19 protein-coding genes are annotated in these 22586 nt (G+C 35.0%); 14 read left to right on the top strand and 5 right to left on the bottom strand.

Features of this window, described 5'->3' with window-relative positions; genetic code table 11:
* Positions 1-111: 111 nt before the first annotated feature.
* From F6K23_RS24575 to F6K23_RS24565, 3 genes are all read right to left on the bottom strand, one after another.
* Complete coding sequence (locus F6K23_RS24575; protein ID WP_293160671.1) at positions 112-588, bottom strand: hypothetical protein; 477 nt, start codon at positions 586-588, stop codon at positions 112-114.
* Between the two features lie 92 nt (positions 589-680).
* On the bottom strand, positions 681-962 hold the full coding sequence (locus F6K23_RS24570; protein WP_293160718.1) for a four helix bundle protein: 282 nt from the start codon (positions 960-962) through the stop codon (positions 681-683).
* Between the two features lie 192 nt (positions 963-1154).
* Positions 1155-1286, bottom strand: a complete 132-nt coding sequence (locus F6K23_RS24565; RefSeq protein WP_293160669.1) for a hypothetical protein — start codon at positions 1284-1286, stop codon at positions 1155-1157.
* Between the two features lie 165 nt (positions 1287-1451).
* On the opposite strand from F6K23_RS24565, the gene F6K23_RS24560 reads away from it, so the two are divergent.
* The 4 genes from F6K23_RS24560 to F6K23_RS24545 all read left to right on the top strand — a co-directional run bounded on the left by F6K23_RS24560 (position 1452) and on the right by F6K23_RS24545 (position 4052).
* The gene (locus tag F6K23_RS24560) at positions 1452-1640 is read left to right on the top strand and encodes a tetratricopeptide repeat protein (RefSeq protein ID WP_293160667.1); all 189 of its coding nucleotides are present in this window, start codon (positions 1452-1454) and stop codon (positions 1638-1640) included.
* Positions 1641-1642: 2 nt separating this feature from the next.
* Positions 1643-2509, top strand: coding sequence for a tetratricopeptide repeat protein (locus tag F6K23_RS24555; protein WP_293160665.1), 867 nt, complete (start codon positions 1643-1645; stop codon positions 2507-2509).
* A gap of 161 nt (positions 2510-2670) precedes the next feature.
* Positions 2671-3753, top strand: coding sequence for an RNA-guided endonuclease TnpB family protein (locus tag F6K23_RS24550; protein WP_293160663.1), 1083 nt, complete (start codon positions 2671-2673; stop codon positions 3751-3753).
* Entirely contained in the window at positions 3750-4052 is a 303-nt protein-coding gene (locus F6K23_RS24545) for a hypothetical protein (RefSeq protein ID WP_293160661.1), read from the top strand. Before F6K23_RS24550 ends, F6K23_RS24545 begins: the two co-directional genes overlap by 4 nt.
* A gap of 138 nt (positions 4053-4190) precedes the next feature.
* Here the strand turns inward: F6K23_RS24545 and F6K23_RS24540 are convergent, their stop codons facing one another.
* Positions 4191-5045, bottom strand: coding sequence for a class I SAM-dependent methyltransferase (locus F6K23_RS24540; protein WP_293160659.1), 855 nt, complete (start codon positions 5043-5045; stop codon positions 4191-4193).
* Positions 5046-8367: 3322 nt separating this feature from the next.
* Between F6K23_RS24540 and F6K23_RS24535 the strand changes: the two genes are divergently transcribed.
* From F6K23_RS24535 to F6K23_RS24495, 9 genes are all read left to right on the top strand, one after another.
* Complete coding sequence (locus F6K23_RS24535) at positions 8368-14073, top strand: alpha-2-macroglobulin (RefSeq protein WP_293160658.1); 5706 nt, start codon at positions 8368-8370, stop codon at positions 14071-14073.
* A 127-nt stretch (positions 14074-14200) separates the two neighbouring features.
* Positions 14201-15718: a HEPN domain-containing protein gene (locus tag F6K23_RS24530; protein WP_293160656.1), complete on the top strand. Its 1518-nt coding sequence runs from the start codon at positions 14201-14203 to the stop codon at positions 15716-15718.
* A complete protein-coding gene (locus tag F6K23_RS24525; RefSeq protein WP_293160654.1) occupies positions 15715-16125 on the top strand; it encodes a PIN domain-containing protein in 411 nt (136 codons plus the stop codon). The genes F6K23_RS24530 and F6K23_RS24525 overlap by 4 nt, the downstream gene beginning before the upstream one ends.
* Before the next feature lie 120 nt (positions 16126-16245).
* Positions 16246-16701 (top strand): Panacea domain-containing protein, encoded by a 456-nt coding sequence (locus tag F6K23_RS24520; RefSeq protein WP_293160652.1) that lies wholly within the window; start codon positions 16246-16248, stop codon positions 16699-16701.
* Complete coding sequence (locus F6K23_RS24515; RefSeq protein ID WP_293160650.1) at positions 16702-17139, top strand: MAG6450 family protein; 438 nt, start codon at positions 16702-16704, stop codon at positions 17137-17139.
* A 355-nt stretch (positions 17140-17494) separates the two neighbouring features.
* Complete coding sequence (locus F6K23_RS24510; protein WP_293160648.1) at positions 17495-17647, top strand: hypothetical protein; 153 nt, start codon at positions 17495-17497, stop codon at positions 17645-17647.
* Positions 17648-17713: 66 nt separating this feature from the next.
* Entirely contained in the window at positions 17714-18877 is a 1164-nt protein-coding gene (locus F6K23_RS24505) for a DUF262 domain-containing protein (protein WP_293160646.1), read from the top strand.
* A 6-nt stretch (positions 18878-18883) separates the two neighbouring features.
* The gene (locus F6K23_RS24500) at positions 18884-19966 is read left to right on the top strand and encodes an MAE_28990/MAE_18760 family HEPN-like nuclease (protein WP_293160644.1); all 1083 of its coding nucleotides are present in this window, start codon (positions 18884-18886) and stop codon (positions 19964-19966) included.
* 5 nt (positions 19967-19971) lie between these two features.
* Positions 19972-20238 carry a Panacea domain-containing protein gene (locus tag F6K23_RS24495; RefSeq protein ID WP_293160642.1) on the top strand — a complete coding sequence of 89 codons (267 nt, stop codon included), beginning with the start codon at positions 19972-19974 and terminating at the stop codon, positions 20236-20238.
* A gap of 558 nt (positions 20239-20796) precedes the next feature.
* Here the strand turns inward: F6K23_RS24495 and F6K23_RS24490 are convergent.
* Positions 20797-22221, bottom strand: a complete 1425-nt coding sequence (locus F6K23_RS24490) for an alkaline phosphatase D family protein (protein ID WP_293160640.1) — start codon at positions 22219-22221, stop codon at positions 20797-20799.
* Between the two features lie 63 nt (positions 22222-22284).
* Here F6K23_RS24490 and F6K23_RS24485 point away from each other — a divergent pair, with 63 nt between their 5' ends.
* Positions 22285-22416 carry a hypothetical protein gene (locus tag F6K23_RS24485; protein ID WP_293160638.1) on the top strand — a complete coding sequence of 44 codons (132 nt, stop codon included), beginning with the start codon at positions 22285-22287 and terminating at the stop codon, positions 22414-22416.
* Positions 22417-22586 lie beyond the last annotated feature (170 nt).

Raw genomic sequence — 22586 nt, 5'->3', positions numbered from 1 at the left:
ATACTATTATCTAATTATTTGTTTGGGATATATCTTGATGTTGGGTTTATCCTGCGGATAAGCTGGCGCTAACGTTCCTCAACTCAACCTACTCTACTTTATAATTGTTATCTATTTCGATTCTGTAATTAATTCCTCAAACTCGGCAACTGAATTAACAGTAATTGTTTCTACAAGTAACCGTTTTAGCAAAGCTAAGTCATTAATTTCATTAATAGCTTTTATCAGAGTTTCTGGCAAACTATTAAAGCGTTTTTCCAGTAAGTCAAGAATATTTTGTCTGCAATTTTCTTTTGCTCCTATTTCCTGACCTATTTCTGGACCTATTTGCTGACCTCTTTCTATAGCTAATTCTTCTATAGTGCTTAGAAATTCCATTCTTTGTTCCTCCTCATATTGATTAATTTTGCTTTGAAAGTTTGATTCTAATTCTGGGGGCAATGTCATCATTTTATCAATGAATTTAAACAAATTGATAATATCGAACTTGGTTAAACCCTTTTCGTATAAACTTCTAACTAATTGCCATTTCCATTGCTCTCTTTCTGTCAGGTTACTTGTGGTACTCTTAGTTTTCAAATGTGCCATTTTATGAAGTCAGAAGTTAGAAGTCAGAAGTCAGAAGTTTATTCTTTTAGTTTTTTAATAGTAGCGACTAATATTCTAATAATTTATTCGGTTTATTGCATCAAATATTTAAACTTTTCTAATGATACTACTTCAGCTTCTATTATAACTTCTAGCCAATATTTTGTTTCTCTTGCTTCTTTCAGGGCAATTTCATATTTACTGATAAAATCTCTTTTTGATTGAGCTGACTGAGCTTCACTACAATTAGCTCCTACAGAAGTTCCTGACTTTAACAATTGATTTGCTAAAGTTCTACTCACATTAGATTTTCCTTCTAACCAGGTACAAGCTTTGACGACTCTAACCGCAAACTTTTTTGTTCTTTCCTGAATTTAAATTTGTTGATTATTCAAATTATTACTCAACCCTAATACTTCTAAGTTTATAGTAAATTTTTTATCAAATTATATCTGAATTCACCTATTTCAAAAACCTCAAACTTACAACTTCATAAAAACTTCTGACTTCTGACTTCATAAAGGCTGCTTACTTCTGATCTTATAAAAAAGAATAAGCTTCAGACTTCAGCATAACTTCATAAATACTTCTAACTTCTGACTTCTGACTTCATATGCCTCTTCAAAAGTAGCAAATTTCCCACTATTAACCTGTGCTTCAATAAACTTTTCCTGTTCATGAATCAGCCTAATATTCATAAAAAAACCTCAACCATTACATTTTGTCAAAGTATAAAAAAAAATCTTCCTTGTTGTGTATTTTCTAAAATATTACAACTTGGAAATTGTCAGTTTGAATTATTATATATATAATACTTTACTATAAATAGATAAACTTATCTATCTTATTTACTCAATAGTAATATGGTTAAAATCAAAAAAAATCAAGCAACAAATTTCTCAGCAATTGAGATTAAGAAATATTTCCTATTGGGTAACACGGCATATTTACAAAAGGAGTTTGACAAGGCGATCACTTATTTCCAAAAAGCTCTGGAAATTATTGAGAGTATGGAGGTTTTCACGGGGTTGCTAATGCCTATTTCAACTTAGGTATGGTAGCACAAGAGCAAAGACAGTTTGATGAAGCTTTCCAAAAAGCTCTGCAAATTTTTAAGGATACTGAGGATTTGCATAAGGTTGCCAACGCCTATCTAAGTCTAGGTATATTGGTAGCAGAGCAACAGCAGTTTGAGGAAGCGATCGCTTATTTCCAAAAAGCTCTACAGGTTTTTGAAGATGTGAGAGATTTTTACGGAGTTGCTGATATCAATCACAACTTAGGTGTAGTGGCACTTTCCCTAAGCAAAATTGATGAAGCTATTAGACATCTCCAAAAATCTCTACAGGTTTCTGAAGAGGTGAAAGATTTTTACAACGCAGCCAAAAGTTGCCATAACTTGGGAGTCATCACACAAGAACAACAAAAATGGGAGGAGGCGATCGCTTACTATGAAAAAGCAATTCAGCTCTTTGAAGAATTAGGAGATACGTGGGAAGCAGCAAAACATTGTCTATTGGTTGGCACGATCTGTGTTGAACAAGGTTCTTGGTATAAAGGTCTAGATTATTTAGAAAAAAGTTTCCAAACTTACAGCAAAGAAAACGACTATCAACTTCTTGCTAAAACTACCTATCAAATAGCTCGCACTCACCATTTAATGAGTAACTTCGATAAATCTCGCATTTATTATCGAGATGCTCTACGAATTTATGAACATATAAAATACCAGCAAGGTATTGCATTATGTAAAACTGGACTAGGTTGGTTAATGGTACAAATAGGCTTTGTTGAAGATGCTTTATTGGAGTTAGAAAAGGCAAAAGAAATTTACGGGGAACTTGGTGATAAACTATGGATTAATGAAGTAGAAAAAATGATAAATTTGATTGAACAAATGAAGGAGAAAAAACTAAAATGACTGATGGGGATAAAATTTACGATGAATTAGATAATATCTATCGGGATTAACTCCTCAAGATTTCATCGTATTAGAGCATTGACTTAATCAAAGAATAACGATATTATACGATATGATACGTTAAAAAGCAGACTATTTAGATAGGCTGCCAATACGCATATATGAAATCCATCAGAACAAAGCTCAAACTGAATAACAAACAGAAAACCCTCTTGGCTCAACACGCAGGTTATAGCAGATGGTGTTATAACTGGGGTTTAAGTTTATGGAATGCTGCATATATTGATGGTTACAAGCCGAACCCTCGTAAGCTGAGAGAGGTTTTTACCAATCACACAAAACCTCTTTATCCCTGGATGAAAAACTTGTCTTCTAGAGTTTATCAATACGCTTTCCTGAACTTAGGTGAAGCGTTCAAAAGGTTCTTTAAAGGATTAGGAAAATACCCAAAGTTTAAGAAGAAAGGTAGGTCTGATTCCTTCACAATTGATAATTGTGGAAAACCAATAGAACTAAACGGATGGAGTCACAAATTACCATTTATTGGTATTGTCAAAACTTATGAACCTATTGAAGTAACAACTAAAAAAATAACAATTAGTAGACAAGCTGGTGATTGGTATCTCAGTTGTAGCTATGAATTTCACCCCACAACCACACCAAAAAAAACTGATGTAGTGGGTGTAGATTTAGGAGTGAAAACTTTGGCTACATTAAGTGATGGAAAAGTATTTGAGAGTGTGAGATCGTATCGCCAGTTTGAAGCTAAGTTATCCCGACTGCAATACCTAAATCGTCATAAAGAGATAGGCTCTGCTAACTGGAGGGCGGCACAACGGAAGATAGCCAGATTGCATAGAAAAGTAGCAAACATTCGTCAAGACGCACTTCATAAACTGACAACTTACTTAGCCAAAAACCACGGCAGAGTTGTCATAGAAGATTTGAATGTCAGGGGTATGTTAGCCGGGCAAAAGCTAGCGAAAGCAATAGCCGACCAAGGATTTTATGAAATTCGGAGACAGCTTAAATATAAATGTCAATGGTACGGAAGTGAATTAGTAGTAGTAGATAGATTCTTTCCATCATCAAAGACTTGTTCTAATTGCGGTCACGTTCAAGATATGCCCTTGCATCTGAGAACTTATGATTGCCCAGATTGTGGGGTATCAATAGATAGAGATTTAAACGCAAGTATAAATTTAAGAAATGCGGTCGGCTCGGTCGTGAATGCCTGTGGATGAGTAACCGCCGACGGCCTCACAAGAAGCAGGAAGTAAACATCAAGTTGTCACGTCATGTAACGCTTTGTATCAGTTTTATAGAGCAGTTAGTACTAGAAAAAGGCATTTTATCAGATGTAAATGTCACTATTGATGATTTACAAAGAATAAAAGTTAATACATTTAGTGAGATTTTGCCAATCTTAGACAAATTAATTCAGCGAGACTTGCTTCGTAGGTTGCCTAGCGATCGTACTGCTGAATATGCTGCAACTCCACTTTTGTTACCACCAAGCAATGAGGAGAAAGAAGAAGATTAGACATCTCCTCCAAAAGAGGGGTTCAATAGAGTTATCGCTAAATAGATAGAAAAAATAGCTCAAACTCAGGCAGAGCAAGAAATACAGCTATTAAATATCATTAATAGTTATAATCTTTACATATCAAGGGTTTTAGTGTCAAAATTTGGTATTGTTATATTTTTTGGCAGTAATTGCAAACTCAAGCAAATTAGATTCATATTTATCTCCGGCAACATTTGCAAAAAACTCATTAATAACAAAGCCATTACTTTCTAATTCATTTTTTAGTGTTTCTTTACTGAAATACTGTAGCCAGTTGTAAACAATACGTTTTTTGTTTTTTTCAATGATTGTGTATTTGTCTAAACTTACTTTTTCGATTTCATATATGAATAAATTTACAAAACAATAGTATTCTTCTGACGACCAAAAATTATTTAGATGATTATGTTCATAAAATGCTGACTCTTGTTTTTTGTTGAAACTTTTTATTGAATAGACATCAAGTAAAAGAGAACCATTCTGTTTTAGTAGCGATGAAAATTTTTGAAGTAGTGTTTTCCTTTGTTCTGGACTCAGTGCACAAAAATCACACATTATCATGGTGATTAGATCAAATTTTTCAGATGTTTGAAAGTCTAAATAATTTGTATTTACATAATTGATTTTCAAACTATTTTCTTTTGCTACCTGTTGAGCATATTTCAGAGAATTTTTTGAAAAATCAATTCCTGTTACTGATGCGCCTTTTTGGGCAAATCTTGTTGTATACAAACCAGGGCCACAACCAAAATCAGCAATAGCGCAGTTCTCATCTATGTTAAAATATTCAGTTATCCATTTAGCGGAGCGATCTATAAAAGCCTTGTTTCGAGAAGAAAGGTCAATATCTTCACTTAAATGATATTCCAGCATAGCATTAGCTGTATGCTCATTCGTCCACAATTCATTGGCTGTATAAAATTCAAATGGCTTAGGCTTAGAATTGATTTCTTTGATCTCATCAAACATGATTTTATCACACCTTTAGGTTTTATTTCGGTTAAGTACAGATGGGTTCTAGAGAGAAGTAATTCTTGGATGGAAAGATGTAAAAGTTTTTAACTAAACTTTTATGTTTTGTTAGATTTATGCTTAAAAGATTAGCGATTGCTTAGATATTAAATAAATTTTATCAGATTTTTAGTATAGTCATTTCAATTTAAAGTGAGACGCCTACTGCCTTGTGATGATAGCCTTCATAGCTAAATCTTTGTATCATTCTTATTTGAAATGACTATATAATTTAAATTTCGTAATATTAATCAACTTAAAAGATCCACTCAGGGCTTCTATATAAATAAAAATAACTGTTGGACAATAGTTAAATCAAACATCCATCTGCTGAAACTCAGCGATCGCTTTCCTCTGACATCTAAATAAAAATAACTATTGGACAATAGTTAAATCAAACATTAATCTGCTGAAACTCAGCGATCGCTTTCCTCTGACATCTAAATAAAAATAACTATTGGACAATAGTTAAATCAAACATTAATCTGCTGAAACTCAGCGATCGCTTTCCTCTGACATCTAAATAAAAATAACTATTGGACAATAGTTAAATCAAACATTAATCTGCTGAAACTCAGCGATCGCTTTCCTCTGACATCTAAATAAAAATAACTATTGGACAATAGTTAAATCAAACATCAATCTGCTGAAACTCAGCGATCGCTTGACTGTGACTGTATCTAAATTCAAAATAACTATTGGACAATAGATAAATCAAACATTAATCTTCTGAAACTCAGCGATCGCTTTCCTCTAACTATATATAAATAAAAATAACTATTGGACAATAGTTAAATCAAACATCAATCTCCTGAAAATCAGCGATCGCTTTCCTCTAACTATATATAAATAAAAATAACTATTGGACAATAGTTAAATCAAACATCCATCTCCTGAAAATCAGCGATCGCTTTCCTCTAACTATATATAAATAAAAATAACTATTGGACAATAGTTAAATCAAACATCCATCTGCTGAAACTCAGCGATCGCTTCTGTTGACTGTATATAAATAAAATAACTATTGGACAATAGATAAATCAAACATTAATCTTCTGAAACTCAGCGATCGCTTCTGTTGACTGTATATAAATAAAAATAACTATTGTCCAATAGTTAAATCAAACATCCATCTGCTGAAACTCAGCGATCGCTTCTGTTGACTATATATAAATAAAAATAACTATTGGACAATAGTTAAATCAAACATCCATCTGCTGAAACTCAGCGATCGCTTGAGTGTGACTGTATATAAATAAAAATAACTATTGGACAATAGTTAAATCAAACATCCATCTGCTGAAACTCAGCGATCGCTTCTGTTGACTGTATATAAATAAAATAACTATTGGACAATAGATAAATCAAACATTAATCTTCTGAAACTCAGCGATCGCTTCTGTTGACTGTATATAAATAAAAATAACTATTGTCCAATAGTTAAATCAAACATCCATCTGCTGAAACTCAGCGATCGCTTCTGTTGACTATATATAAATAAAAATAACTATTGGACAATAGTTAAATCAAACATCCATCTGCTGAAACTCAGCGATCGCTTCTGTTGACTATATATAAATAAAAATAACTATTGGACAATAGTTAAATCAAACATCCATCTGCTGAAACTCAGCGATCGCTTGAGTGTGACTGTATATAAATAAAAATAACTATTGGACAATAGTTAAATCAAACATCCATCTGCTGAAACTCAGCGATCGCTTCTGTTGACTGTATATAAATAAAATAACTATTGGACAATAGATAAATCAAACATTAATCTCCTGAAACTCAGTGATCGCTTGACTGTGACTGTATATAAATAAAATAACTATTGGACAATAGATAAATCAAACATTAATCTTCTGAAACTCAGCGATCGCTTCTGTTGACTGTATATAAATAAAATAACTATTGGACAATAGATAAATCAAACATTAATCTTCTGAAACTCAGCGATATAGCTGCCGCTAGGCTCCGCCAACGCTTGAGTAAGGGACTAGCAAAAAAATAGCTTACCAGATCGTCTTTTGTGCAACAAAGCCATTAATAATTAATAATTACCTCTCCTTTAAAACGGATAGGATTGACTAATCATGAAAATTTTTCTTCTCTTGGTCTCATGGATATGGCGCAGGTTTCGGAGCCATCCCTCGACCGCTTATTATCCTCTTAAAAGGGGAGGCTTTAAACCACAATTTTTCGGTAGGGGAGTAGGGGAGATTGAAGGCTTGAAGTATAGTTATAAACATATACTATATAACCGGATTCTATAGAACCCATTTGGGATCTATTAGGCATCTCCTTGGGAGTAGGGAGTAGGGAGTAGGGAGTAGGGGAAAATAATTGATGAATAAGAGTGTAATAATTGATTTTATTTTTGATTGTTGGAGATATCTATCAATGGGAGTAGGGAGTAGGGAGTAGGGGGAAATAATTGATGAATAAGAGTGCAATAATTGATTTTATTTTTGATTGTTGGAGATATCTATCAATTATGTAATTAAATATCAATATCCTAACTTATTGGCAAAAAAAACAGCATTAACTAAAGATAGGTTAGGGGTTCTATATAATAATTGTATAATAGACATCTCCAGAAAATAAACTTGCCCTTTATTTACTATAAATTAGGGCTTTCAATAATTGATAATTGATAATGGATAATTGATAATTACCTCTCCCTAAAACGGATAGGATTGAATAAAAGGAAAAGATTTCTTCTCTTGGTCTCATGGATATGGCGCAGGTTTCGGAGCCATCCCACCCTACGGGAAGCTACGCTAACGACCGCTTTTTTCCCCTTGAAAGGGGAGGCTTTAAACCTGAATTATTGAATTATTGAATTATTGAATTATTGAATTATTAATTCTTCGGTAAAAGTTACTCACAAAATCATTTTCCGTGTTTTTTTCCTAACAACATCTTCCCTGTTGCCTGTTGCCTGTTGCCTGTTCCCTAATGTTACAAAAAGTCTATATCTTTTTCGGAGATGTATAATAAATAATTGGTAAGTATTTCCTGCGGAATGCTGCGCAAACAGCTCTTAACGGTCAGCTTTTTGGTGTGGAATGCGCTCGCATTCAGCCTTTTAATGAATGAAGCAAGCATTTGCTTAACTTCTACTATATTTTTAAACAAAGAATTGAAGTACAAGAACAACGAGCTTAAATTGTCCACTAAAGGTAATAAAGCTGACTGCTGAATGCTGTTTGCGCAGCATGACCTAGGAAATGCTTACAATAATTGTAGGTAAAAACTATCCTCAAATAAAACAAGTATGGTTCTTAAATATTGGAAACATTTTTTACTAGGATTATTCCTAGCTTTTGCCATTGCAGCTTGTGGTTTTTTTAACACAGGTTCAAAACAGGCGAAATTACCGATGGTAGATTTAATTATTACTCCTCCACTACCGGAGTGGATCGAACAAATTAGTCCGACGGGAGAAGCAGAACTTTTAAGTCAAATTCGGATTCGGTTTAAAGAACCTTTGATTCCTTTGGAAACTTTGGATTCTCTAGAACAACAGGAGAAACTTAAAAAGTTTGAAATTTTCCCAGAATTACCGGGTGAATTCCGATTTTTGACTCCGAAAATGGTTGGTTTTCAACCTGCGGAAAGCTTTCCTATATCTACGAGAGTAAAGGTTACTTTGAAGGCTGGTTTATCCGATCTGAAAAATCATCAATTAGATGAAGATTTGGCTTGGAGTTTTAATACTGAACCAGTTAAATTAACGAATTTACCAACTACTAAGCAGCAAAATAGAAGACCACAACCAATTGATATAAATCCGACGTTAAATTTTACTTCAAATGTGGAGTTGGATGTAAGTTCAATTGAGGAAAATTTAAAATTTTTACCAGAGGGAGAAACAGAAATTTTACCTTTGACGGTTAGTTTAGAAACATTGGAAACTAATGCAGAGGAAGAAGAAGTTGTTACAGAAGAATTTGACTCTTCATTCCGTCAGTGGAATTATTCGATCACTCCTCAAACTACTTTAGAAAAGGGTACTAAATATCGCTTGGAATTTGATTCGGGAATTGAACCTGTAAAAGGTAATTTACCTAGTCAAACACCTTTTGTGAGTGAAGTAGAAACTTATTCCGCTTTTGAATTTTCTGAACTGAAATTTTCCCAGGGTGGCGACAGATTTGTAAAAGGTAATCCTTTGTTGGAATTTAATCATGGTGTTGTAGCTAATTCGGCAGTAGAAAATATTACTATTGAACCTGAACCAAAAGAGACAAAAAATCTGATTCAAGCTTATGATGACTATAATATTGTTAGTTTCAATCCTTGGGCGTTAGAACCCGATACAAACTATACAATTACTATCGGCGCTAATCTCAAAGATAAATTTGGGCAAGTATTAGAAAAGCCTGTTGTTTTAAATTATCAAACAGGGGATTTAGTCGGAAATCTTTCGGTACCTGCTGGTTTAAATATTTTTCCTTCTAGTCAGGATTTACAACTGAATATTTCTACGGTAAATTTGCCAGAGTCGGAATATCAAGCGGTTTATCAAGTTGTTAAACCAACAGATTTGGTTTACGCAGAATCGGCTTATCCCAGAAGAGATAGAAAAAATTTATTACCAGCAAATGAAAAGTGGAAAAACTATCCTGTTTCTGGTGAAAAAAATCAGATTCAAGAAGTAGCAGTTCCTCTCAGAGAACAACTAGGCGGTCAGACAGGAATGTTGGCTTATGGGGTAAAAGCACGGACGAGTTCTTATCAAGAAAATGGTGAACAAAAATGGCAAGAACCAAAATTTTATGGATTGGTACAACTGACTAATTTGGGAGTATTTGCTCAGTGGTTTCCAGAGTCGGGAATTATTCGGGTAAATCATTTGGATGATGGTGCTCCTGTTGTGGCGGATGTGGAGATTTATCAATCTCAATTAAATGCTAAATCTCAGCCTAAACCTACTGCTTGTGCCACGGGAAAAACCGATGAAAATGGTTTGCTAAGTTTGACTAAGACCGACTTACAAAAATGTATGAATGGTCGGCGTTTTTCCCAAGCACCGGAATTATTAGTAATTGCCAAAGAAAAGGAAGATTGGGCTTTTGCCAGAACTAAAGAATATAGCGGTACTTATGGTTATGGGATTTATTCTGGTTGGGATAGTGGCAAGCCTGAATCGCGGGGTACTATTTTTTCTGATAGAGAACTTTATCAACCAGGGGAAAAGGTTTGGTTGACTGGAGCTGCTTATTATTTGGAAAATGGTAACTTGAAACAAGCGGAAAATATGGATTATCAAGTTACTATAAATAATCCAGATGGAAATAAGACAAATTTAGGTACTCAGACTACTAATGAATTTGGTACTTTTTCTCTAGAAATTCCTCTGGATAATAATCAGTCATTGGGTTATTACAATGTGGAGGCTAAGGGAGAAAATGGCATAGAATTTTACGGAGAATTTCGCGTTGCTGAATTTAAACCGCCTAATTTTCAGGTAGACCTAAAACTGAATCAAGAAATTGCTTTGATTAATGAACAAATAGTGGCGGAAGCTGAAAGTAATTATTTGTTTGGTTCTCCAGTACAAGGAGCAAAGGCTAAATATTATGTCACTCGTCAAAAGACAGAATTTACTCCTGAAAATTGGCAAGAATTTTCTTTCGGTCGTCAATGGTTTTGGCCGGAAGAAACACCGACTATTCCTAATAATGTATTGGAAAAAAATGTGGTGCTAGATAATCAAGGTGAGGATAATCAAATATTTACTGTCGGAAAAGATTTGCCCTACCCAATGACTTATCGAGTAGATGTGGAAGTGACAGATATATCTAATCTTTCTGTCGCAAATACTCAAACATTTACCGCCCTACCAAGTAACAAATTAATAGGTCTAAAAAGTAAATTTGTTGCCGATGCTAATAAAAAGTTTCCAGTAGAAGTTATTGTCACCGACTCTCAAGGAAAACCACTTTCTGGGGAAAATATTCTGCTGGAATTACAACAAATGGAATATAGCAGTGTCACCCAAGTAGTGGCAGGTAGTCGCAACCCTAAATATCAGGTGGAATATAAAACCGTTGCGAGCGAGAAAGTCAGAAGTGGCAATAAACCCAAAACCGTCAACCTTACCCCACCAGAGTCTGGTAGTTATCGCATCCGAGCTAATTTTGCCAATGCTGAAAATGACATTACTGGCACCGATATTCAAATTTGGGCAACCGGAGCAAACCGCGTTTATTGGGGAGGTCGTAACGAAGACCGTCTGGAAATTAAACTCGACAAAGACACCTACAAACCAGGAGAAACAGCAACCGCTTTAATTCAGTCACCCTATCCAGAAGGGGAATTATATTTTGCCGTTGTCCGCGACAAACCACTGTATGAAAAAATCGTCAAAGTTACAGGTGGCGCGCCAGAAATTCAGTTTCAGGTGACAGAAGATATGTTACCCAACGCTGCGGTAGAAGCAGTATTAGTGCGGCAAGGTCAACCACTCGCAGAAGTGGAACCGGGAACTGTGGAAAATTTGATGAAAGTTGGTTTTACTCCATTCAAAATTAATTTGGCAGACAAATACTTAAATGTAGAAGTCACACCCCAACGTCCGGAAGCACAACCGGGAACCATGCAGACTGTGGAATTGGCAGTTAAAAATAATCAAGGGCAACCCACTAAAGGTCAGTTTATAGTAATGGTTGTAAATGAAGCGGTCTTGCAACTAAGCGGTCATCGTCCCCCAGACTTAGTCGAGACCGTTTACGCTGAACAACCAATATCAACCACCTTCAACGATAACCGTTCCGAAGTACAAATGGAGGCAATGTCATCCGCTCTCAGAAAAGGTTGGGGTTATGGCGGCGGAATATCATCTGCTGCATCTGGCACCCGCATTCGTACAGACTTTCAATCTTTAGCTTATTACAACGGTTCTGTAATTACAGATAATAAAGGTAAGGCAACGGTGACATTTAAAATGCCAGACGATCTGACAACTTGGCGCGTGATGACTGTTGCCACAGATGGGAATTTGCATTTTGGCAACGGGGAAGCAACTTTTGTGACGACTCAACCATTAATGTTAAACCCGGTGTTGCCTCAGTTTGCTCGTATCGGCGATAAATTTGAGGGTGGCGTAACAGTTACGAATAATACTGGCAAAAAAGGAAATCTCAAAATAGATGGGGAAGTTAGTCAGAATATTTTATTTGCCGAAAATTCCCAAACTACCCAAATTTTTCAAACCAGGACAGACTCAGGTACCAATGCTTACCGTTTCCCCATGGAAGCAAAACAAGCAGGTGAGGCAAAAGTGCAATTTACCACTGACCTGAATAACCGCAACACAGATGGGTTTGAAATTTCATTACCCGTGCAGTCCTTGGCAGCAAGTGAAACGGTAGTAGAGTCTGGCACAACTGACTCTCAAATACAAATTCCACTAAATATTACAGAGAATGTAATGCCAGATGTGGGAGGTCTAGAAATTTCCATAGCAAGTACATTAATACCAGAAATTACAGCCCCCGCAAAAGCAGTGTTGAAAAAAGACCAATTACCATTTTTAGAGCCTACCGCCAGTCAATTAGCGATCGCCTCTAACCTCCAAATATTGGGAGAGAAATACGAGCAAGCATTTGTAGACTTCAACCCAGAACAACAGGCAAAACAAGCATTAGAAAAATTAGAGAAGTTGCAACTGCCAGACGGAGGTTTTGGTTATTATCCAGGATGGGAAAAATCCAATCCTTATCTAACACCCTATGCAGCAGAAGCGATCGCCCAAGCCAAAAAAGCATTTCCAGATTTAGTAAATGAGGAAATGGTAAGTAGTCTGCGGAATTACTTAAACGACATTTTGGCAAACCCAGGCAAAGATGAATATTGCAGCGAACAACTCTGTAAAAATCAAGTGCGCTTAGACGTTTTGATGGCATTGTCAGAATTAGGCGACACCCGCAATAGTTTCCTGTCAGATATTTATCAACAACGGGAAAAACTATCTCAGGTAGACCAAATAAAACTAGCGCGCTATATATCCACCTTCCCCAAATGGCGCAAACAGTCAGCAGAAATGTATAACGAAATTCAGGAAAGCGTCTATGAAACCGGACGTAGTGCCACATTGAATATACCGCAAACCTGGGGGTGGATGAATTCTACTACCGCAAGTCAAGCTCAAGCATTGCGACTATTTATTACCCGCGACGCCAAACCAGAAATATTAGACCGACTATTACAAAGTCTGCTCAACCTCCGACGGGATGGCACCTGGCGCACAACTTATGATAACGCCGAAGCGTTGAAAGCATTGGTTACTTATAGCAACACCCAACCCGCTCCACCGAATTTTGTCGCCACCGCAAAATTATCCGGTCAACAATTAGATGCTGCCCGTTTTCAAGGTTATGAAAATCCGAATCTCTCTTTGAATGTAGCAATGGATGGGTTGCCAAAAGGAGAATCAGATTTAGTATTGGAAAAATCTGGAGAAGGCAAATTGCACTATTTAGTCGAATACAGTTATCGCCTCCCAGGAAACCAACCAGGAAAGTATAAAGGTTTGCGAGTAGCACGAGAAATTCGTCTGGCAAATGAAGAGGAAATTTTGCAACGCATGGATTTATCGGAAGTCGCGTCACCATTAGATGTCAGTACAGGGCAAGTCTTTGATATTGGCATCGAGGTTATAACAGACCGTCCCGTAGACCATGTAATTATTCGTGACCCACTACCAGCAGGTTTAGAAGCAGTTGACACCAGTTTCCAAACCGCCACTTCTGCTGTGAAGGCAAAAGCAGATAGTTGGCAAATAGGATATCAACAGATATATCGCGATCGTGTAGAAGCTTATGCAGACCGTTTAAACCCAGGAGTGTATAGCTTACATTATTTAGTCAGGTCTGTTACTCCCGGAACATTTATATGGCCTGGAGCAGAAGCAAAATTACAATATGCACCCGAAGAATTTGGGCGATCGGCAACAGCGACCTTAGTTGTGAAGTAGTTATTTTTAGGGTGCGTTTTGCGTACCCTAATAAATGTTATTATTTAAGCTATGCCCAAAATTAAAAAACAGGGCATAGTATTAAAAATTTGAGTATTACTAATACTTATTAATTAGAGGTTTGAAAATGGAAAATATAGAATATTCAGGATATTGGTGGTTGCCGTCAGAGCCAGATAAAAAAATAGCTGGTACTCTTACATTTACAAATGATGAAGGAATTAAACTTCGGCTCATAGGTTCACTTCATAATTTTTCTTTACTGAAAAAAACTATTAATGTTCCAATTCTTTTAGGAGTTGTCCATGAAAATATTATTACTCTTTGTGGTTGTACTAATTATTCTTCAAAGACAAGTTTTCCAGGCTTTTCAAGTCAAGAATATACCTCAGAACTTGCTTTGATTGGTAGACATTTTACTAACCCAGACAAACTATTGTTTAATAAAGCTAGAATACAATATAGTTGTCTATCTGACTGGGCTAACTTACCTGTTATTAGACAAGAACCTGAATTACCATACCAGGAGAAAGAAAAAGAATTAAAATTTATATACACTCGTCCTGAAACAATTGAAGCAACAACAACATACGGAAAATTTTCTCTTAATTATGGCTACTCCGAAAGAAATTTCATAAATATTTACTTTAAACAATATGCATCATTAATTATTCAAACTAATGAAGAACTTTCATTTACAGATTTTCGTTCTAAATTCATACATCCTCTAAATAACTTTTTCACTTTTGCAACTGATAGAACAAACTCTATTACTGAATTAGAATTTTATTCCCGTCACGGTGATGTAGACATAGTAAATAGCCGTTATAGTCTAGACGAAATTCCTATACAAGCTATTTATAAAACCTATTATCCTGAAATAAAAAAACCAGATAGATTACTTGTTGAACCTGAGATGCTCTTCTCTGTCTCTGATATTCAGAGTGACTTTTCTTTAATTCTGCAAAAATGGTTTAATTCTTTTGAAGAACTAGATAGTGTTTTTAATTTATTTTTCAGTGTAAGGTATAAGCCAGATATATATTTAGAGAATCAATTTCTCAATCTTATTCAAGCTGCAGAATCTTATCATCGTCGTCGAATAAATAACCAAATTTTGTCAGATGATGAGCATGAAAAACGTCAGAAAGCAGTTTTAGATAATGTTCCTGATGAGTATAAAAAATGGCTAAAAGAAAAACTTCAGTTTAGTAATGAACCTGGTTTAAAAAAAAGATTAATAGATTTGTTTGAATTAATGCCAGAAATAACCAACCAATTAATTAAGGATAAAGAATCATTTGCTACTAAAGTTAAGAATGCTCGAAATTATTTCACTCATTACAATGAATCTTTAAAGAAAAAGGCTCCTCAACCGAAAGAACTATATTTGTTAATAGAATCACTTTCTTTCATTTTGCAAGCTTGCCTATTAAAAGAATTAGGTTGTACTCCAGATCGATGTCACCAGTTACTTAACAGAAATGATAGATATAAAAATGCAGTAGAAAGAGCAATAGAACCTAAAACCGATATGGGTAAAAAATTACAGGAAATTCGTCTTCAGATACCTTCCGAGCGTAAATTACTAACTAAGGATGAAATAGAAAAAGAAATTGCCGAAAGTCGGGGTGAAAGACTGTGAATCTTATCAAAACTTATATAGATTCTGGCGTACTTATTCAAGCATCTAGAGGTGACACCTCCATAGGAATAAAAGCACAAGAAATTCTTGATGACCCCCAACGAGAATATGCCACTAGCTCGTTTGTAAAATTAGAAGTATTACCCAAAGCAATTTATAATAAACAACTAGCTGAAGTTAATTTTTATGAGACTTTTTTTGCAGGTTGTACTATCTGGGCAAACGAACTAGAAAAAATTGTAGAATATGCTCAAAAATTAGCTTCTGATTTTGGTATAAATGCAATAGATGCTCTTCATGTTGCTGCTGCTATTTCTGTCAATGCGGATGAATTAATCACAACAGAAAAACCAAATAAACCAATGCACCGAGTTACTCAGATTAAGGTAACTTCAATTTATCAATAGTTGTGATGAATTACGAGATAGCCATTAAGTTAAAATATATTTGTTTAATCAACTGTGTTTTTTACAAAAAAAAGAACTGAAAATTTTTATAATAGTTAAAAATACAAGAGAATAAAACCTATGAAAAATTTCCTTGATATAGCTGGCTATTTTTTATGTCGTGTTGACAGAGAAGCAGGGGATACAATCTCTCCTCTAAAACTACAAAAACTTGTATATTACGCACAAGCTTGGAGTTTAGTATTTAGAAATAAACCTCTGTTTTTTCAAGATATTGAAGCCTGGGTTTCCGGACCTATTATTCGTGATGTTTGGAATGAATATAAACCTTACAATTATCGGGATATTCCTGCACCAGACGAATTAGAAATAGAATTTGAAAAAGATGAAATAGAAGTTCTTGAGGAAGTATGGAATACTTATGGAGAATTAAGCGCTAGATACCTAAAAGAATTAACACATTCAGAAACTCCTTGGCTAAATGCCAGAAAAGATTTAGAACCAGCTCAACCATCGAATAATATTATTTCTCAAGACGATATGAAATATTTCTACTCTCTAATGGTGGAGGCTTAATTGAGCAAAAAAAATAGAATAAAAAAACCTTCAGGGAAAAATAAAGGAAGACAAATTCCTGCTCAAGCAACCCCACCATTAGAAAGTAGTACCGACAATGAAAATCCTAGCTTTAGATTTACATACACAGATGAAAATAATTGGCTTTTATCTGATTGGAAGTCATCAGAAATTAATAACTTAATTCAAGGATTAAAGAAAATAGAAAAATATACTTGGGCACAGATAAAAACTCATGGTTCTAAAAAACCTGGTTCATTAGTTGGAACAGGTTATAAATTAATTAGTAGTCATCCATCTTTACCAAAAAATATACCGGAAGACATTAAATTATCAGAAATGAGAATAGATGAAAAAAAGCGAATTTTTGGATTTCGGGTAGATGGGGTTTACTATATAGTTTGGTTTGATAGAGACCATTCTGTTTGCCCTGAATAATTGAGATGGGAATAATATTCGTGGTTATCATATATTCAAAATAGAAAAAGCAGGATAAAAATTAAAGAATAGCGAACAAAAGTTACTGGATAAATGGCGTAAATTACCATTAGAAAAACAGCAATAAGTATTAGATTTAGTCGAACAACTTTATCGACAAAACCAGGAAATTAACCAGGCAAATATTTATCAACCTAAAACAGATATGGGTAAAAAATTATGGGAAATTCGTTGTCAAGCACTGACTGAGAAATCTAAGTTACTAACTTGGGATGAAATAGAAGAAGAAATATCAGAAAGTCGGGGTGAAACGCAGTGAATCTCACCAAAACTTATATAGATTCTGGCGTACTTATTGCAGCTTAAGACTCCAGTAGGATACCTGAGCATTAACAATAAGCAAGATGAAAAAAGATGGGCAGAAAATTTTGCTAATTCTCAAGACCAACTCGCCCAACTTGCCGACGAAGCAATCGCCGAGTTTAAACAAGGTAAAACAAAACTTTAAACTTTTGACCATAATAAAAAAATACTTATACAATCATAAATTAGAGTTCAAATTTAAGGAAAAAAAATGTCACTATTACCAATTGAACAAAAAATGTGGCAAGAAAAAGCTACAGCAAAAACAAAAAACGGCAAGCCTACAACTGATATTGTTGCCAAGTATCATTCTAGAGAAAAAAGAATACTTACTGAAGTTAACAGAGAAAAACTACCAAGTTTTGTCGAGGCATTAAAAAAGCCTGGCTATATGAATATACAACCATTTTATCAAAGAAGAAGCCGTTGGGATAAACAAAAGCAATCTCGTTTAATTGAATCATTTCTTGTTAATATTCCCATACCTCCAATTATTCTTTATGAGCAAACTTATAATTCCTATGAAGTTATGGATGGTCAACAAAGAATTACAGCTATTAAAGATTTTTATGAAAATAAATTAAAGTTAACAGGATTAGAACTTTGGTCAGAATTAAATGGGCTTACTTATCAAGAACTTAATCCAATAATTCGAGCAGGAATAGACCGTCGTTCTATATCAACTATTGTAATTATTACAGAGTCAACAGCTGACCCTGAAGAAGCAATGTTTTTAAAACAGCAGACCTTTGAACGCTTTAATACTGGGGGAGTAGATTTAAGTAAACAGGAAGTAAGAAATTGTTTGTATTATGGAAAATTTGATGAGCTATTGCTTGAATTATCGCGTCATCCTATATTTGCTGAAGCTTGGGGAATACCTAAAGAAAATGATAGCCCCGACTTGGAAAAAAATAATCTCTACAAAAAAATGGAAGATGCTGAATTAGTGCTACGTTTTTTTGCTCTGAGAAACAAAGATTATTTCCGCGGTCAAATGGAAGATTTTCTAGACTTTTATATGATAAAAAGTACCCAATTCTCCGATAAAGATATTGAATTGCTAAGAGAGATTTTTTTAGAAACTATCGAGTTAGCTAATCAACTCTATGAAAAAACTTTATTTAAACCTTTTGGTGCCAAAAAGCAAGTTTCTTATAAAGCTTATTATGATGCTGTAATGGTTGGATTAAGTAAACATTTATCAAACGCAGAATTATTAATTTCTAACAAAAATAGAGTTATAGAAGAAACAAAAAAATTACTTGAAGAAGATAAATTACGTCTTTTCACAGGTGGTGGAAAAACAAAAGCTGATATTAAAACAAGAATCGAACTATTTGACAATATGCTTTTACGAGTGATTGGAGAATAATTCAGAATGTTTGATAATCTCCTGGAAATTGTCAATGTAAATATTAATAGTATTCGAGCAATTATTCAAACTAATAATAGACTTAGAAAAATTGCAGAGAAGGGAATAGTAAATAGACAGCAATCAAAAGATAATCAAGAAATTATTGAGTTATTAAAAGGAACTCCAAATGAAAAGCAGTGGAAATTATACGAACATTGTGCAGTAGTAACCCGTTTGTATGCTATTTATGAACGTTTTGTAGAAGAGTTAATATCAACTTGGCTACAATATTTACCACAGCTAGTAGAAAATTATTTAGAATTAGATGAGAAAATTCAAAATACTCATCGAGAAGGTGTGGGGCGTATATTGCTGGAATTTAAAAAAGATAGATTTAAAGACCTATCTGAAAACCAGGTGATTATAGGTCTATTTTATGGAACAACAGGTGAAAATAAAAATTATGAATTACTACCACAAGCTTTTCTTTTGCATGACCAGAATTTACGGAAAGATATACTAGAAAAATTATTCACTGATGCTGGAATAGGTAATACCTGGAAATGGGTAATAAAACACAGAAAAGTAATCCATATTATAGAAGAAATTAGAGGAAATAAAAACATTGCTGAAAAAGAACTTAAAAACGCTGTTGAAGGAGAACTTAATCAATTAATTTCCTATAGAAATGAAGCAGCTCACGGAGTTGTTGATGAGATTCTGGGAACCCAAGAATTACTAGATTTAGGTGATTTTATTAAGGCTTTATGTCAAGCATTAGCAGAATTAGTAACTTATCAGATAATTCAAAAGCAAACTTCCACAGGTAAAGCTAAAGAAATTGGTGAAATTACAGAATGGTTTAAAAAGCCAAAGGCAGCAGTAGCAAGAATTAATAATAGTAGCTTGTCTATAGAAACAAATGTTTTTTTAGTCAGCGAAACATCTTCATATTGTCGCTTGGCTAAAATTGAGAGTATTCAAATTAATGATATTTCCCATGAAAATATAGAAATAACCAGTGAAGCTGAAGTTGGTTTAAAGTTTGATATAGATGCTAAAAAAGGATTGAAAATTTATATAATAGTTGAAGATTCAGTAGAATAAAACCTATGAAAAATTCCCTTGATATAGCTCGCTATTTTTTATGTCGTATTGACAGAGAAGCAGGGGATACAATCTCTCCTTTTAAACTACAAAAACTTGTATATTACGCACAAGCTTGGAGTTTAGTATTTAGAAATAAACCACTGTTTTTTCAAGATATTGAAGCTTGGGTTTCTGGACCTATTATTCGTGATGTTTGGAATGAATATAAACCTTACAATTATCGGGATATTCCACCATTTCAGTTATCAGTTATCAGTAGCGATCGCTGAAACCAGAACAAGAAAAGATTTAGAACCTGCTCAACCATCGAATAATATTATTTCTCAGTCAGATATGAAAGCTTTCTATTCTGAGATGGTGGAGGCTTAATTCAGTGATCAGTTCTCAGTTATCAGTTATCAAAATCCTAGCTTTAGATTTACATACACAGATAAAAATCGTTGGCTTTTATCTGATTGGAATTCATCAGAAATTAATGACTTAATTCAAGTGTAAAAAAAAATAGTAGGGTTACGCTGACGCTAACCCACCGAAACATTATAGATTTGGCGGTGCGTTACACTTCGTTAACACACCCTACGAGATTACTGGTTTCTATAAACCGGAAGGTGTACGGAGGGGTAATATCATGTCCGGATAATTAGTTATAAAAAAACTTTCTCCTTCAACTCTAGTTGTTCTTCTTTCTTCCCTCTTTCCTCCTGACTCCTGACTACGGAGTCCTCAGGACTCCGTAGTTATTTATTTATCACTGTTCAACCGGACATGATATAACAGAACCCCTTCTAAACATTTACTGCTGATTGCTGAGTGCTGATTGCTTATTGTCAAAAACTATGTTCTTTTTCTCCTAATAACTTCCCTAATCTTTGAAAAACCTGAAACTTCAAGGAATTCAAATCGCAAGTCACCCGCGAAAAATTGTCATCGAAATGGGCAGGTCCGGCATTTGTTACAGTATAGCTATGAGATGTTAATGAAGTAGTTTTCAGCTTTCCTGATAACTGGAAACTACCACTTTTATGAGGGTAAGGCCAGAAAAAAGCCGATGATATCAGAGAAATAATTTTAAAATCTGGGTCTTCTTCGCAAAGTAACTCCGCTGACATAGAACAATGTACGTCACCAGATAGAAAAACTACCCGTTTAATTTTATTGGTGCGGATAAATTCCAAAAGTTCGGTGCGTTGGTGCAAATATCCACTCCATTTATCTAGCTCTGTATTTTTAAAGTCTGGGAAAAATGGAACTGCAGAGGCAACAAACTTTACTCGCTCTGACCCATCTGCTAGCCATTTTTTTAAAGCTTCAAACTGATCTTCATTAATTATTTCTCGCTCTTCAAATGCTGGATCGCATGATTCTGCTTCGTGACGTTCTGTGCGGGTATCGGTTACAAAAAAGTCACAGCATCCGTCTGTAAATTTGTACCAGAGTTTTGAGGGCGAACCAATAACATCAGCTTTGTCATCTACAATCTCAAATAACGGACTGTGACTCATCTGATAGGTAATGTAAGCATGAATTGCTACAGGGAATAGAGTCACCCAATCCTTCGGCGACGCTTTGGACGGCCAATTATCCTCAATTTCGTGGTCGTCAAGAGTCATGTAGGTAGGAATTTGCCCCATCAGTTCGCGAATATGGGGTTGGGTAAAGGTCTCTTGATAGCGACTAAAAAACTCCTCAATTGTGCGATCTGCACCGATAGCATTGAGGTCGTCGGCATAAATTTGGTCTCCTACCATGAGCAAGGAATTAGTAGTTGTACCAGAGTTTATTTGTTTGAGAATAGATTCAAAAGTTTTGTCGCCGCGATCGTCAAACCAAGAACCAAATAATTTTAGCAGATAACGACAAGAACCAAAAATAAATGAGCGACTCTTTTTCGGATCTGTGGAAGCAGTCTGAAATTGCTTGGTATGTGCTTTCGACCAATCAAGGTTTATGTTTGCTTGGTCTACTTCCTCTTTTTTTTGCAAAAAATAGCCAATTTGATATTCATACTCTGTTTCTGAGGATAGTTCGTCGAATACTGCTACTCCGGAGGTATCAAAAGCAGGAGACATCTTGAAGAAGATGGGGGGGTCATAGTCTGAGGAGTCTAGGGCCCGAATTCGGGCGACTCCTACACAAGGGAGAACACTTTTTTTGTTTCTAGAGAGTTTATATTCACCACGACCAAATATGCGTGCAGTGTCACCCGTGACTGCACCCAGGATCGGACCAACGGTTAAAGGTTTTACTTTCATTGTCTATCTAAATAGTATGCTTTTTAAGCTATTGCATAATATCGTTATTCTTTGATGAAGTCAATGCTCTATGAAAAAACTAGGCAAGGAAGAAGGAAGAAGGAAGAAGGAAGAAGGAAGAAGGAAGAAGACTTTAGCTTTTATATAGAATCCGGTTATATAGTATATGTTTCAGGACTTACGCACGGAAACTAAATCCAGTGAGGGCGAATGCCATTTCCTAAGGTCATGCTCCGCAAACGCCCCTACATATGGCGTTTTTAAGGTTGATTTGCGTAAGTCCTGTGTTTATAACTATACTCCCCTACTCCCCTAACGCCGGAATTTTAATATAGCATTCGCCATCTAGCTCATGCACGGGAGCA

It is taken from the genome of Okeania sp. SIO2C9, from assembly GCF_010672455.1.
Lineage (GTDB): Bacteria > Cyanobacteriota > Cyanobacteriia > Cyanobacteriales > Microcoleaceae > Okeania.
Note: the sequence above shows the minus strand (reverse complement) of the source record. Positions and strands in the feature narration are given on the sequence as shown.

What these genes read in the sequence shown, in the direction of transcription:
- F6K23_RS24485 (WP_293160638.1), top strand. Translation starts at nt 22,285, where the DNA reads ATGCTCTATGAAAAAACTAGGCAAGGAAGAAGGAAGAAGGAAGAAGGA.
- F6K23_RS24545 (WP_293160661.1), top strand. Translation starts at nt 3,750, where the DNA reads ATGAGTAACCGCCGACGGCCTCACAAGAAGCAGGAAGTAAACATCAAG.
- F6K23_RS24495 (WP_293160642.1), top strand. Translation starts at nt 19,972, where the DNA reads ATGAAAAATTCCCTTGATATAGCTCGCTATTTTTTATGTCGTATTGAC.
- F6K23_RS24505 (WP_293160646.1), top strand. Translation starts at nt 17,714, where the DNA reads ATGTCACTATTACCAATTGAACAAAAAATGTGGCAAGAAAAAGCTACA.
- F6K23_RS24490 (WP_293160640.1), bottom strand. Translation starts at nt 22,221, where the DNA reads ATGAAAGTAAAACCTTTAACCGTTGGTCCGATCCTGGGTGCAGTCACG.
- F6K23_RS24560 (WP_293160667.1), top strand. Translation starts at nt 1,452, where the DNA reads ATGGTTAAAATCAAAAAAAATCAAGCAACAAATTTCTCAGCAATTGAG.
- F6K23_RS24550 (WP_293160663.1), top strand. Translation starts at nt 2,671, where the DNA reads ATGAAATCCATCAGAACAAAGCTCAAACTGAATAACAAACAGAAAACC.
- F6K23_RS24540 (WP_293160659.1), bottom strand. Translation starts at nt 5,045, where the DNA reads ATGTTTGATGAGATCAAAGAAATCAATTCTAAGCCTAAGCCATTTGAA.
- F6K23_RS24565 (WP_293160669.1), bottom strand. Translation starts at nt 1,286, where the DNA reads ATGAATATTAGGCTGATTCATGAACAGGAAAAGTTTATTGAAGCACAG.
- F6K23_RS24535 (WP_293160658.1), top strand. Translation starts at nt 8,368, where the DNA reads ATGGTTCTTAAATATTGGAAACATTTTTTACTAGGATTATTCCTAGCT.
- F6K23_RS24575 (WP_293160671.1), bottom strand. Translation starts at nt 588, where the DNA reads ATGGCACATTTGAAAACTAAGAGTACCACAAGTAACCTGACAGAAAGA.
- F6K23_RS24500 (WP_293160644.1), top strand. Translation starts at nt 18,884, where the DNA reads ATGTTTGATAATCTCCTGGAAATTGTCAATGTAAATATTAATAGTATT.
- F6K23_RS24520 (WP_293160652.1), top strand. Translation starts at nt 16,246, where the DNA reads ATGAAAAATTTCCTTGATATAGCTGGCTATTTTTTATGTCGTGTTGAC.
- F6K23_RS24555 (WP_293160665.1), top strand. Translation starts at nt 1,643, where the DNA reads ATGGTAGCACAAGAGCAAAGACAGTTTGATGAAGCTTTCCAAAAAGCT.
- F6K23_RS24530 (WP_293160656.1), top strand. Translation starts at nt 14,201, where the DNA reads ATGGAAAATATAGAATATTCAGGATATTGGTGGTTGCCGTCAGAGCCA.